This is a genomic window from Ralstonia sp. Ralssp110, from assembly GCF_047325135.1.
GTDB lineage: Bacteria > Pseudomonadota > Gammaproteobacteria > Burkholderiales > Burkholderiaceae > Ralstonia > Ralstonia mojiangensis.
Map to the genome: position 1 here is coordinate 3,304,562 of NZ_CP168610.1, position 13,436 is coordinate 3,317,997.

A 13,436-nucleotide genomic window follows, 5' to 3' on the forward strand; every position below is an offset into this window, starting at 1 on the left:
GCCGATGCGGACGCGGCGCGAGTCCGCATCGGCCGGCCTATCAAACCGCATCCATCGGCAACTCACGAAAAACGCCCAACTGTTCCGCCGCCGCCGAATACGCCACCAGGCGCGGATAATCCGCCGCCGGCACGCGGTCCGGCACCATCAACTGGATAAAGGCCCAGGCCACGGCCACCGTCACACCGGCCTGCGTCAGCTCACCTGCCTGCACAGGCAGCGGCGCGTCCTTCCACTCCGCTTCCAGCGCTTCCAACGCTGCCAGCAATTGGCTGTGCACGCGCTCGACCCAGGGCCCGTGCACTTTCTCGGTCGGGCGCAGGTTGTGTTCATACACGATCTGCACCGCTTTTTCACACGCGGCCAGCGCCAGGCCGATCACGCGCAACGCGTGCTGGCGTTCGGCAATGGTGGCCGGCATCAGGCTGCGGCCCGCCAGCGTTTCTGCGTAATCGATGATGAGCGTTGAGTCGATCAGCACGGTGCCGTCGTCGCACACCAGGGTGGGCGCCTTGACGACCGGGTTGATGGCGCTGAACTGGTCGAAATGCCGGAAGACGGACACCGACGCGTGCTCGAACGGCAGCCCGAGCAGCTTGAGCGAAATGGCCGTGCGGCGCACGTACGGGGAATCAAGCATGCCGATCAACTTCATGAAAACTCCTGGCGAGTGTGGGCGTGTGGTGGGTAGAAAACTCCGGTGCGAAGCGCGCGGCTGCGCGGGCACGGATGCACATGATAGACAGCCAGCGCAAAGCGTGCCGGCCGCCTCGGGCACGTTTTCTGCGTGCGCAATGTCGCTTTGAGCCGTCTGATGCCGACGCCGGCCGGCCTCCCCGTTTTCTAGAATGACCGCAACGCGGGTGCACTGTGCGGCCCGCCCCAGAGGAGACCTTATGCCGTTTCTCGCGCATCACCATGACTGCCTCGGGTGGAAGGGTGAGATGGCGCAGCGCGTGCTGGCGTTCGATTGGGCTTCCACAGAACTGGGGCCGATCATGGACTGGCCGCGCAGTCTCCACGCTGCGGTGCAGATGGTACTGGCATGCCCGGTGCCGCTGGTCATGCTGTGGGGCCGCCATGGCTACATGATCTACAACGATGCCTACGCCGAATTTGCCGGCGGGCGTCATCCGTATCTTCTTGGTTGCCCGGTGGAACTCGGCTGGCCCGAAGTGGCCGACTTCAACCGGCACGTCATGGATGTCTGCCTGGGTGGCGGCACGCTGTCGTACCGCGACAAGGAACTCGTCCTGCTGCGCAATGGCCGCCCCGAAGACGTGTGGATGGACCTTTACTACAGCCCGCTGCCCGATGACACCGGCAGCCCAGCCGGCGTGCTCGCCATCGTGGTGGAAACCACCGAGCGCGTGCAGACCGAGCGCGAACGGCAGGCCGCCGAGCAGGCCCTGCGCCAGTTGACCGAAACGCTGGAGCAGCGCGTGGCCGATGCGCTGTCTGCCCGCGCTGAAGTGGAAGCGCAATTGCGACAGGCTCAAAAGATGGAAGCCATCGGCAACCTGACCGGCGGCGTGGCACACGACTTCAACAACGTCCTCCAGGTGATTGCCGGCAACCTGCAGTTGCTGTCAGTCGAAGCGCCGGGCAACACGCGCGTGCAGCATCGGATTGCCGCTGCCACCCGGGCCGTGCAGCGTGGCGCCACACTGGCAGCGCAACTGCTTGCCTTTGCGCGGCGCCAGCAGCTCTCTCCGGCGGTCGTCAACCCGACGCGGCTGGTCCAAGGCATGAGCGAGATGCTGCACCGTGCGCTGGGCGAAGCCATCAAGGTGGAAACGCGCTTGGCCGACGACCTGTGGAACGTGCAGGCCGACCGCAACCAGCTCGAGAACGCGCTGCTGAACCTCGCCATCAACGCGCGCGATGCCATGCGCGGTGGCGGCATGCTGACCATCGCCGCCAACAACGTCTCGCTCGGCAACACACAAGCGCAAGGGCGCGACCAGCCCGCCCCCGGCGACTACCTCGTCTTCTCTGTCACCGACACCGGCGTGGGCATGCCGCCCGAAGTGGTCGAACACGTCTTCGAGCCCTTTTTCACCACCAAGCCCGACGGCCACGGCACAGGCCTGGGGCTGAGCATGGTGTTTGGCTTCGTCAAGCAGAGCGGCGGACATGTTGCCATTGACAGCACGGTCGGCCAGGGCACCACGGTGCAGCTCTACTTCCCGCGCTGCACGGAGGCAGCCCCGGACGATGCCGTCGAGCTGCGCGACACCATCGTCACGCCCATGGGCGGGCGCGAAACCATCCTCGTGGTGGAAGACGATACCGACGTGCGCCTGACCGCCGTCGACATGCTGACCCAGCTCGGTTACCGCGTGCTCACGGCCGCCAACGGCGAGGCCGCGCTCGAACTCATGAACAGCGACACGCCCATCGACCTGCTGTTTACCGACGTGATCATGCCGGGCTCCATCAAGGGCGGCGAACTGTCGATACGCGCTGCGCAACGCGTGCCGCCCCTGCCGGTGCTGCTCGTTTCGGGCTACACGCGTGACGAGGTGCAGCACGACGGCCGGCTACCGCCCGGCGTGACGCTGCTCGGCAAACCCTACCGGCGTGACGACCTGGCGCGCATGGTGCGCAACGTGCTCACCGCGAGCCGCACCGCGCAGGCCCACGCGCAATCGGCGTCGCCATCGGTAGACCATGCCGTGGCGACAGACGCGTCACAGCCGCCTACGGTGCTGCTGGTGGAAGACGACACCGCCTCGCGCGAAGCCATGCAGGAGGTGCTCACCACCTTCGGCTTGCAATGCGTGGCCGCCGCCAATGCCGAGGACGCGCTTGCACTGGCCCGCGCACACCCCGTTCAGGTGCTGCTGACTGACCTCACCCTGCCCGGCCAATCCGGCGCGGACCTTGCCCGCACGCTGCTGCGCCTGCAGCCGCAGGTGGACGTGCTGCTGATGTCCGGCTACGGCACGGAGGCCGAGATTGGCGAGCCCATTGCCGGCGCACACCTGCTCGGCAAACCCATCGACCTGTTGACGCTGCGGCAGGCGCTGATGCCGTGGCTCAGTGCCAACATAGGTGCGGCCGACACGCAGGATGTGACGAACGCCGCATAATCGCCAATCACGGCATCCTGTCACAAACGATCGCGCTCGCCCGTCTAGGGAGCATCATCCCTAGACGACGCCCCGCCATGACCCAGCCCAACCCTGACCACACCCTCCGCACCGACAGCGAAGACAAGGCCTTCACCGCCGCGCGGCCCCGTCTCTTTGCGATTGCCTATCGCATGCTCGGCAGCCGGGCTGACGCGGAAGACGTGCTGCAGGACGCCTGGATGCGCTGGCACCAGACCGATCAGAACGCGCTGCAATCGGCCGAGGCGTGGCTCGTGACCGTCGTCACGCGCCTGTCGATCGATCGCCTGCGCGCCGTCAAGACCGAGCGCGAAGCGTACGTCGGCTGGTGGCTGCCCGAGCCCCTGGTCGAACCGGATTCCGCCGCGCCCACGCCCGAGGCCGCCGTGGAACTGGCCGGCGACTTGTCGATGGCCCTGCTGTGGGTGCTGGAGCGCCTGTCGCCCGAGGAGCGCGCGGCGTTTCTGATGCGCCAGGTGTTCGATCAGGACTACGCAGAGATTGCCGCCCTGCTGGGCAAGACCGAAGCCGCATGCCGGCAGATGGTCCACCGCGCATCTGACCGCGTGCAGCAGGAGCGCCCGCGCTTTGATGTCGCGCCCGATGCGCATCGGGATTTGCTGGAGCGCTTTGCCGAAGCCTCACGCACGGGCCAGCGCGACGCCATCCGCGCCCTGCTTGCAGACGACGCGCAACTGGTGGGCGATGGCGGCGGCAAGGTGCCTTCGTTCATGCGCATCATTCAAGACGCCGGCCAGATCACCAAGATCTACTGCGAACTGGTGCGCGCCATGGGCGAAGTCCGCTACGTGCATGCCCGCGTGAATGGCGAACCCGGCCTGCTGCGCTACGTCAACGGCACGCTGGAATCGGCCCAGTCGTTCGTCATCGAAAACGGCCGCATCGTGGCCATCTACGTGGTACGCAATCCGGACAAGCTGGCGCACATCGGCACCCGCACATAAAAAGCGAAACATTTTTTGGCCGGGCTGTCACAACCCGGCCGCGCGGGGCGTCTTAAAGGTATGGAGCGACGCACGGCACCAACGCAACGCCTGCCATTGCTCCTGGTCACCAATCCCAACCCTTTAGGAGCCGCTCATGTCGCAAGCCCCCCGCATCGCTTACTTCCAACTCGCACCGAAGGCGTTCAACAACCTGCTGAACCTGTCGAACGGCCTGCGCCGCGACTTGCTGGGCGCAAGGCTGGTCGACCTCGTGCTGCTGCGCGTGTCGCAAATCAACGGTTGCGCCTTCTGCATCGACATGCACTGGAGCGACCTCATCAAGATGGGCGAAGATCCGCGCCACCTGAACGCCGTGGCCGGCTGGCGCGAGGCCCCGTTCTTTACCGAGCGCGAGCGCACCGCATTGCGCTGGGCCGAAGTGGTCACCAACACCCCACACAGCGATGCCAGCGACGAAGAATTCGCCAAACTGCGCGAGCACTTCAGCGATGAAGAGATCGCCGAGCTGAGCTTTGTGATCGTCACCATCAACAGCTGGAACCTGCTGAACGTGAGCCTGCGCAACCCGGTGCCGCTGAAGGCGCCCTACGTTGCAGCGGCGTAACAACTCTGGCGCCAGTACAACGATCGCTGTACAGCAGCGCCTGCGTGCCCGCGTAGGCGCTGCACCTACAGGCTCAGTCGCGCAGAAAGCGCACCATCAGCACTTCATCTGCATAGCCGGTGGTGGACTTGAGCGCGCGCGGCTCCACGCCGTAGGTTTCAAACCCGCAACGCTCGTACAACGCCAGCGCCGCATCGTTGCCCTGCACCACCGACAGCGTGAGCTGCTGAACCAACCCCGTTGCTGCCGCCACGATGCGCTCCACCAGCGCCACGCCCACACCGCGCCCTCGCGCTGCCGGCGCCACGTAAAAGCCCCACACAAAACCCTTGTGTGCGAGCTTCGCTATCGTTTGCTGCCTGAAGCCGACCATGCCGATGATGCGCGCGTCGCTACCGGTTCCCGCATAGGCGCCCAGCACGATGGTGGTAGCTAACCGCTCAGCAAACGCTTCCATCGAGAGCCCGACCTCGGCCTCGTACGTTGAACCGAATGCATCGGGCGAATCCTTGAGCGCTGCCAGACGAATAGCGCGGTAGTCCGCCACATCGGCCGCATTGGCGGACGAGAGCTGGCGGATCACGACGGCGTTGTTGCTCAGGTTGGCGTTGGACATGGCTGACAGCGCGTGTAGGCAAAAAGCGGGCGAGAAGCGGGCGAGAGCCGCCAGTATCGCGCCAATCACATGCACTCGACCTACAGCGGCGCCTCCGTCCATGAAGCCGAGGGCTTTGTCCGTCAATTGGCCTATGTCGGCGTGCAAGGCCGGGTACCTATGCTTCGGGGAAACGCGAGTCAACAAACCGCGACAACGAAAAACCGGGGGGGAAGCCATGGCCGAGCTTTTGATCGCCCAAGCGCAACGCAGCAGCAGCGCCCACGCACAGCCGACACCGGCACCGATCCCACCCGATGCTCCACGGCACGCACGCGGCATGCACGGCGCCGCGCTGGTAATGGCCGCCGCGCTGTCGCTGGGGCTCACCGCCTGCGGTGGCGGCGAAGATGCTGCTACCACGCCCCCGCCGACGAGCAACAACACGCCAGCGCCAACGCCATCACCCGCGCCCACACCGTCGCCAACGCCGGCGCCCGTACCCGCCCCGGCAACCTACTCCGTGGGCGGCACCGTCAGCGGCCTAGCCACGGGCACGTCCGTCACGCTGCTGGACAACGGCGGCGATGCTGTCGTCGTCAGCGCCAACGGCAGCTTCCACTTTCCGACCAAGCTCGCGCAAGGCAAGCCCTATGCGGCCACGGTGGGCACGCGCCCCTTGGGCGAGAACTGCACCGTCACCAACGGCAGCGGCAACGTGGGCACCAGCAACGTGACCACCATTGCGGTGGCCTGCGCACCGCGGCCGCTGTTCGGCTACGCGGTCAACTCGAACGACGGCACGATCTCCGCCTTCACGCTGGACCTGACCACCGGCATGCCCACGGCTATCGGCGCATCGGTGCCCGTGGGGCAAGGGCCGCTTTCACTGACCATCGACCCGGCGGGCAAGTACGTCTACGTGGCCAACGCAAACGACAACACCGTCACCACGCTCTCCATCAATGCCGATACCGGCTTGCTCACGGTAGTGGGCTCGGCCACGCCCACGGGCATGCAGCCGTACAGCATTGCGCGCACGCCCAACGGCAAGTTTGCGTACACGGCCAACTATGGAGACAACACGCTCTCAGCGTTCTCGGTCAATACGGGCACGGGTGCGCTTACCGCGCTCGCCCCCATCACCGCAGGGGCCAATCCGTACACCGTCACCATCAACAGCGCAGGCACCTTCGCCTACGTGGTGAATGCCAACAGCGGCGCCACGCCGGGCACGGCCATGGCGTTTGCCGTCAACAACACCACCGGCGCGCTCACGCAGGTGGGCACCGCGGTCAACACCGGCAACACGCCGCAGTTCATCGCGGTCAACCCGGCAGGCACCGTCGCCTACGTGACCAACGCCGCAGACAACACCATCAACGTCTACAGCATCAGCAACACCGGTGCACTCACCGCATCGGGCACACCGGTGGCAGCGGGCACCAACCCGTACTACATCGCGATCGCACCGTCAGGCGGCTTCATGTATGTGACCAACGTGCTGGCCAACACCGTGAGCGTCTTCAGCATCAACTCCGCCAATGGCGCGCTCACGCTGATCGACACCACGCCCACCGGCAACGCGCCCGTGACCGTGCTCGTCAACCCCGCCGGCACCTTTGCCTATGTGGTCAACGCCGTGGACAACAGCGTCAGCGCGTACAGCATCAACAGCACCACCGGCAAGCTGACCGCGGTGGCAAGCGGGTCTGCCGCCACCGGCAACATCCCGCGCGGGATGGCGATTGTGGCGGTGCCTTGAGGCTGGACTGAATCGGTTTGCGCGAATGCAAAGCCCCTCGCCACGGCGAGGGGCTTTTTTGTATTCCGGCGTTCACCCATCGGGCCCTGCAGTGCCTGAAAGGTGCCATTTCTGCAGTTTATTAACACCTCTTAATCCAGCCCGGGGCGCGATTCCAATACCATCGCCTAGCCCAGGCCGGCGGCGCCTCGAATGACGCTTCATTTGAGTGATGCGAGAACACCGGCAGAGTGCGTTCGCGATACCGCTGCCCATCGTGTTGACCCACTCGACGACATGGGCGTGACGCCGCCCAAGGAGCCGTAACGTGGCCAACAGCATCCTCCAGGAACTGGCACAAAGCATGGCAGCGCGCCCGAGCCCTGAGCGCACTGCCCTGGCCGATACCGCCACGCTCCAACACCTGCGGGACCACCTGTTTGCGCAAGTCGACCCGCTGCTAGACGGCCCGCCGCCATCGTCACTGTGGGTACTGATCAGCCCGCAGATCACGGACCCGCTTGCCAACGCACGGTGTCGCAGCGAAGCCGTGCCGCTACCCATCGAGCCTGACATCATCCAGCCCGCGCAGCGCCCTTACCTGCTTCCGCTCGGCGACTTCGGCCGCGATGACACGATCGATTTCACGCTCGACCTCGCCTGGGCCGAAGCCACCCGCCATCCCGACAGAGAGACGCGCGGCTCATCGGTTTGCGCATGGCTGGTCTTTCCTGCAGAGCAGGCCCGACACGTTGCGCACGAGATGGCGATGCAGGCCAGGCACCGCTGGCCCGGATCACACGCACGCTATCTGCGTCTGTGGGATCCGCGCGTATTTGAACTGCTCACTGACTTGGGCGATGCCGAACCGCCGGTGCGCTACGCACCCAGCACCAACGGCGTGTGGTGGCTGAACCGTGCAGGCGCATTGCAGCGCTACCCAGCGCCGGCAACGACTACGCCCTTGGCCGACGCAACATGGCCGGAAACCGCCAAGGCGATGCTGCGCAACAGCAGCACCATCAACGCCGTACTGAACGCATTACAGGACGCCGAACACAACGTCGTGCAGCCTCCATTGGCCGCCGCCATTCTCTCGTTGGTCGAACGCGCAAGCAGCGCGTGGAGCCTCACCAACGAGCTCGACCGCATCATCTACGCCTTGTACGGCGTTCTGATTTCCCCGCAGTTCGATCAAGACACCACCGTGCGCGAGGCCATGCTCGCCGCGCGTGCCCAGGGTGACTCACCCATTGCGGCACTCGCCGGCTTCGACGCAGCGTTCTGGGAGCGACACAGCCATGCCTGACCACGCCAAGCTGCAAAAGGCCGTCGCAGCGGCCAAAGAGAACAATCTGCCGGTGCAGCCGCCCAAGTGCCCGAGTTGCGACAAGTCGGGCCTGACGATGCTCGTGACGCTGTACGCTGCCCTGCCGCCACAGTACTTTCGGCCAGGAGAATCCGACTGGATACAGTTGGCCGACATGCTCGATCAGCAGGGCTACCTCGCTGGCCGGCCGTTGCAAGCATCGCAATATGTGCTGCGCCGCATGCGCGCCGGGTGGCTCTATGTCTACTATCCGGAAGACCCCTCGTGGGAAATCTACACCGTGCAGCCCGACGGGCGTATGCAACGCATGGCGCCGGACTTGGCCGGGGCAATGGGCGGTCATCCCGCAACATGCTCGCGCTTGGCCAACACCCCGGATGCACTGCTGCTCACCATCGCCGAGCCAACGAAGCGCCCTACCGCCTGGATCGGCTTCTCGGACGCACGCTGGACGAAGCGCGTGCGTGACGACGTGGCCAAGGACCCGGCCGCCTTCCACATGAAGAAGATCATGCCGAAGAAGGTGTGCGAGTCGACCGTGATGGCCAACATGGGACCGTTGAGCCTGATTGGCGATGGCCTACTGAAGAATCAGGTGATGGGGTTCCAGCAGCGCGTTGACCGTCGCACCTTGCTGGTAGAGGCTTACAGCCGGCCCGCGCCGTGCACGGAAGCCTCGCTCTTGAACGTCATGAAGCGCAACAACGCTCCGTACAAGATTGAGGGGCTTCTGTTGCCGCTGGAAGATGACATTGGCATCGCCACGCAGTTGAACTACTACCGCAACTGCGCGCTGGCCGACATCATGGGGAATACGGACGGGAAAGGAAAACCGTACACCGATGCCGAGCGCGATCTGATGGCAACGGCGGGATTGATTGAAAGCACACCGTTTGGCGAACAGAAAGAAAAAGTCGAGAGCAAGCTGAACAAGGACAACTACGCCAACTACCTCTCCAAGTATCGCCGTTGCACCGACGCCGCTGCCGACTTCGACAAGCGATCCGCCGACTACGTTGCCTGGATGCAGTTCCTGCCGGCACGGCGCCACCCGGAGGTATTCGACGCCAAGGACACGACGATGGCCGCGCACCTGGGCCATTGCGTTGCCAACATGTTTGAAGGCTGCGGCATCAACAACGACGAATTTCAGAAAATTTTGCTGCCGCAACTCAAGCTCGACACCGTCGACAGCAAGCGGCTTTTCTGGAGAGGCGTCGCCGCTAATCAGGAAGACCTGCTCGACAAGCTGCTGCCTCACAAGGGAAAGGTTGGTGAAGGCAGCAAGATGTACATTGAGGCGCGCGATCAGATTGCCTATCTCAAGGAAATACGCGAGCTCAAGAACGAAGCCGCACATCTGAACTCGGAAAACGCAAAGCGCCTGATGCAAGTCGTCAGTGGTCGCATGCGCCAGTTGCTCAAGGCGGACCCCAAGCTGTATCGGCAGACATTCCGGCGTATTCAGGCCGCCGCATTGACTGCGGAAGACGTGGCCATCCTGCAGGTCAAGGTCAAAGGCGGTGCAGCGGGTTTCCTTGCCCACTTGCGACGCGCCAATGGCGACGGCAAAGGCCTGAGCGTCGGCACGACCAAATCGGCCTACAACCGTCCTCTTCCCGCAGAAACACTGCCCGACAACCTGAAGGGCAAACCCGGCGGCAAGGTGATGACGACGGTACCCAAAACGGCCAAGCAACTCGACGAGTACCTGGAGGTGCTTGGAGAACAGTGGCCCAAGGGCAAACCCATGCCGGCGCAGTTTGGCAAGGTAGCCGAACTGGCAGACGCAACGCATGCAATACCCGAGAGTGAAATCCTGAAGTTTGAGGAAGCGCCCTCGTTGAAAGGCGTCAAGGGTTACGGGGCATTCTCTGCGGGCCTTGCGGCGTTGCGGATCTCTTCGCTGGGTCAGAGCCTGAATGAGCTTGGCGTGGATATCAGCGAGGCTCAGCATGGAGATGCCAACTGGGGACGTCTCGTCAAAGACATATCGGAAGCTTCGGCATCTGCGGTTGCCATCTGGCAGGCGAGCTATGAACTCCGATATGTGGCCAGCCAGATCGCCAACAAAGGGGTCAAGACGGCGGAGTTCTATCGACTGACCGCCGCCGCAGGCCGGCTGGTGATGGCGGTTTCCATCATCGAAGGCAGCCTGGGCATTTGGGATGCGACCAAGCTTTGGAAAGAAGGCGACCACGGCGCCGCTAGGGCGAAGACCGCTTCCGGCGTGGCCGGCATCGCCAGCGGCGTTGCCTACTACGCCTACACACGCATGGTGGCCAAAGCGGCGTTGGAGGGCTTGGCCAAGCGCGCAGCAACTACGGCCGCAGGCGAAGTTGCCGCCGGCTTGGCTGTGGCGGGAGAAACCGCGGCAGTGGGCGCGGAAGTCTCTGCTGAAGTGCCCCCGGTTGCCATGTGGATCGGCATCGCCTCCGGCGTGTTGACCGTAGCGTCGTGGGGCTTCGGCTTCTGGTCGGACCACCTTGTCACCAGCCCGTTTGCAAAATGGGCCGACCGTAGTTTGCTCGGCGTCCGTTCGCACGACTGGGGGCGCCCGTATTCCAGTACGCGCCAGCAACTGGACGCGCTGCTACGCCTGTTCTACTCGGTCAAACTTGAGAAGGCCTCGGCATTTGGAAACCCCGACGCCATCAAGATCGAGATTCCGGTGTTTGGCGATGCCACCGAAATGGACATTCAGATCAAGGCACCGAAGTCTTCCGGGCACGGCGTGATTGCCCGATACCTGCTCAATGGCACAGGGCGTTCCAAAGTGACCGCCAAGGAATTCCATCTGGAAAACGTGATCCACACTGAAGCCTCCAAGCAGGTGCATGCCCGCGCCAGTGTGGAAGGCGAGGGGCTCTCGATCCTGATCTGGTTTGGTGGAGGCGACAACTATGAAGCCGGCCGATGGAAGAATGCCATCACAGACGTGCTGGTGCCCGGTGCCGGCCTCTTCCGGACAGGCAAGGCACTCATCCAGGGCGTGCCCGACGCGGAGGTACAGTACTGGCCCAATCGTGCCGCATACAAAGATTTCGTTGTGGACGGCCGTTCCGCTGACGAGGTCGCTGAAGCCCAGGAGAAGGAGCCCGCCCATGATTGAGAGGTGGCATGCGTAACCCGTCTCACCTGTCGCCGCATCAGCCGTCGCCCTCCAGCGCAGCAGGCGGCGCCGAAGCGTTGCTGCAAGGTGAGTTGCCCCGGCATAGCGATGCGGCGCCCGAGCCGCCCCCGCGCAGCGTCATCAAGCTTGATATGCGCTCCATGGTGTGGGCCTATGACGAGATCGCGTCCGATGTTGAAGCGCTCAGCCCGTTCATGGCGCTTGCGCTGTTGTTCGGGCTGTCCGTTCTTGTGCCGATGACGGTGCTTGGGTTCTTTGAAAAAAACCAGCCGCTGTCCGGGCAGATCATCACGGGCGTGATATCGGCCGTACTGATTCCGGCGTGCCTTGTCGGCATCGTGTACCTGCTCAAGATCAGCCTGTTCAGCCGATATGCAAATCTGCATTTCAACCGCAGGACGCACAGCATCTACACACAGGAAGGCAAGGCGGCCGTCCGGCTCGACTGGAACCAAGTGCGCCCATTTGCATCAGTCATGCCCGGCCCGTTGACCATGGGTGCAACCCCCGCCTGGGCGTTGGTGTTGGTGGAATTCAGTACCGGGCCATCCCCCCGGCCGATACAACGCATGCGTGTGCAGGGCATCCTCCCCAGCCGGGATGCATGCCAGCGCCTATGGGAACTCATTCGCTGCTACATGGACGAGGCGCCCGAGGCGCTCCCCGAACTTGAGGTCGTGCCCGGCGGACGCACGTGGCAGAACGCCTTGCTGGACTTCGGGCCGATGCGGGAAATCAGCCCCACCGACTCGTCAGAAGACATTGCAGCAGGCGTCATCGGTCGCCTGCGCAAGCGTAACTGGTGGCCGGCCATCGGACCATTCCGCATCTTGTGGTGGATCATCTTCTGGCCCGGACCGCTGTCGACCATTCTGTACGAGCGATTCCGTCGCGAAGCACAGTTACCCACAGCGTGGATAGCCGATGAAGCGCCCACCGCCGATGACGCCAATCCATACCGCATCCGCAGCAAGGCGCCTAACGAGCGCGCGGGACGCCGCAAAGCGACCTGGATCATCGGCATCGTATGCACCGTGTGCATCGCGCTGGGCGCGAGCGCTTGGGCATTCGCATTCCACATTGCCTTCCAGTCGTTTCTGATCGACATCTGGGGCGAACTCTTTCGCAAACTCTAAGAACACACCCGACACAGCACCATGGACGCGCTTTCCAACCCACCCTCCCGCCAACCCCTTCGCCGGTACAGCGCCGTTGTCGCCCTGCTGCTCATCACCGGCGGTCTGTGCCTCGCGCTGGGCCAGTCCAAAGACATCGGCTGGCTGGCCGCGCTGAACTGGCATCTGGGTTATGACGCTGCGGGCACTGCGTTGCTGTGGCTGGGCGGGTTGCTGATGCTGCCGCAACTCGCTTACTCGCTATGGGTGACGCGCGGGCCGGGAGTGCGCGGCGGGATGTACCGGCAGGTTGGTGTTGCGCTTGCTGCCGCAGTGGCGCTGCTGGTACTGGCCATCGCGCCGGACAACGTGAGCATTGAGCACGTTCACCTGAGAGACGCTGCAACCAACACGAGCGGCGAACCGGAGCCGGTTGGCACCACGCAAGAGACTACGTACGCGTTCCACGGATTCCGGTCCCTGCCCGGCCCCCGCATCGAGCGGAATGCGGCTTCCGCACCGGTTGAGTCCGTTGAGGGCAGGCCGAGCCGCGTTGTCTGGCGCGGCGATCACACCGCCCTGCTGGGCACGCTGGACACGTTTGAAGCCTACGCCCCGGACGATGCCCAAGCGCAGGGCTATGAATGCCTGGTACGGACGCAGCGCTACTTCGGCCCGTTTTCGGTACTGCGTCTGTCCAACGTGCGGGACACGGCAGAGGCGGCCGCCCGGCCGGAATGCAACCCGCTCGGGCGCGCCCAGTAGCGCCATCCCAGCCGCGGTGGGTGCAGCCGCTGGCCGTGGCCATCTTGTTGCGGGCCCATGCAGCGG

10 protein-coding genes are annotated in these 13,436 nt (G+C 64.3%); 8 read left to right on the plus strand and 2 right to left on the minus strand.

The window, feature by feature from the left end:
* Window positions 1–40: 40 nt before the first annotated feature.
* On the minus strand, window positions 41–655 hold the full coding sequence (locus tag ACEN9T_RS24475; protein WP_092974307.1) for a glutathione S-transferase: 615 nt from the start codon (window positions 653–655) through the stop codon (window positions 41–43).
* 241 nt (window positions 656–896) lie between these two features.
* Between ACEN9T_RS24475 and ACEN9T_RS24480 the strand changes: the two genes are divergently transcribed.
* The 3 genes from ACEN9T_RS24480 to ACEN9T_RS24490 all read left to right on the plus strand — a co-directional run bounded on the left by ACEN9T_RS24480 (window position 897) and on the right by ACEN9T_RS24490 (window position 4,688).
* Window positions 897–3,095: a response regulator gene (locus tag ACEN9T_RS24480; RefSeq protein WP_413707320.1), complete on the plus strand. Its 2,199-nt coding sequence runs from the start codon at window positions 897–899 to the stop codon at window positions 3,093–3,095.
* A 77-nt stretch (window positions 3,096–3,172) separates the two neighbouring features.
* Window positions 3,173–4,081 (plus strand): RNA polymerase sigma-70 factor, encoded by a 909-nt coding sequence (locus tag ACEN9T_RS24485; protein WP_413707321.1) that lies wholly within the window; start codon window positions 3,173–3,175, stop codon window positions 4,079–4,081.
* Window positions 4,082–4,217: 136 nt separating this feature from the next.
* Window positions 4,218–4,688 (plus strand): carboxymuconolactone decarboxylase family protein, encoded by a 471-nt coding sequence (locus ACEN9T_RS24490; protein ID WP_413707322.1) that lies wholly within the window; start codon window positions 4,218–4,220, stop codon window positions 4,686–4,688.
* Window positions 4,689–4,761: 73 nt separating this feature from the next.
* On the opposite strand, the gene ACEN9T_RS24495 is transcribed toward ACEN9T_RS24490, so the two are convergent.
* The gene (locus ACEN9T_RS24495; protein ID WP_413707323.1) at window positions 4,762–5,304 is read right to left on the minus strand and encodes an N-acetyltransferase family protein; all 543 of its coding nucleotides are present in this window, start codon (window positions 5,302–5,304) and stop codon (window positions 4,762–4,764) included.
* Window positions 5,305–5,521: 217 nt separating this feature from the next.
* On the opposite strand from ACEN9T_RS24495, the gene ACEN9T_RS24500 reads away from it, so the two are divergent.
* The 5 genes from ACEN9T_RS24500 to ACEN9T_RS24520 all read left to right on the plus strand — a co-directional run bounded on the left by ACEN9T_RS24500 (window position 5,522) and on the right by ACEN9T_RS24520 (window position 13,370).
* Entirely contained in the window at window positions 5,522–7,048 is a 1,527-nt protein-coding gene (locus ACEN9T_RS24500) for a lactonase family protein (protein WP_413707324.1), read from the plus strand.
* A 307-nt stretch (window positions 7,049–7,355) separates the two neighbouring features.
* Window positions 7,356–8,336, plus strand: coding sequence for a hypothetical protein (locus tag ACEN9T_RS24505; RefSeq protein WP_092974289.1), 981 nt, complete (start codon window positions 7,356–7,358; stop codon window positions 8,334–8,336).
* On the plus strand, window positions 8,329–11,469 hold the full coding sequence (locus ACEN9T_RS24510; RefSeq protein ID WP_413707325.1) for a toxin VasX: 3,141 nt from the start codon (window positions 8,329–8,331) through the stop codon (window positions 11,467–11,469). Before ACEN9T_RS24505 ends, ACEN9T_RS24510 begins: the two co-directional genes overlap by 8 nt.
* A gap of 8 nt (window positions 11,470–11,477) precedes the next feature.
* Window positions 11,478–12,626, plus strand: a complete 1,149-nt coding sequence (locus ACEN9T_RS24515; protein WP_413707326.1) for a hypothetical protein — start codon at window positions 11,478–11,480, stop codon at window positions 12,624–12,626.
* A 21-nt stretch (window positions 12,627–12,647) separates the two neighbouring features.
* Entirely contained in the window at window positions 12,648–13,370 is a 723-nt protein-coding gene (locus ACEN9T_RS24520) for a hypothetical protein (protein ID WP_413707327.1), read from the plus strand.
* The last annotated feature ends 66 nt before the right edge of the window (window positions 13,371–13,436 follow it).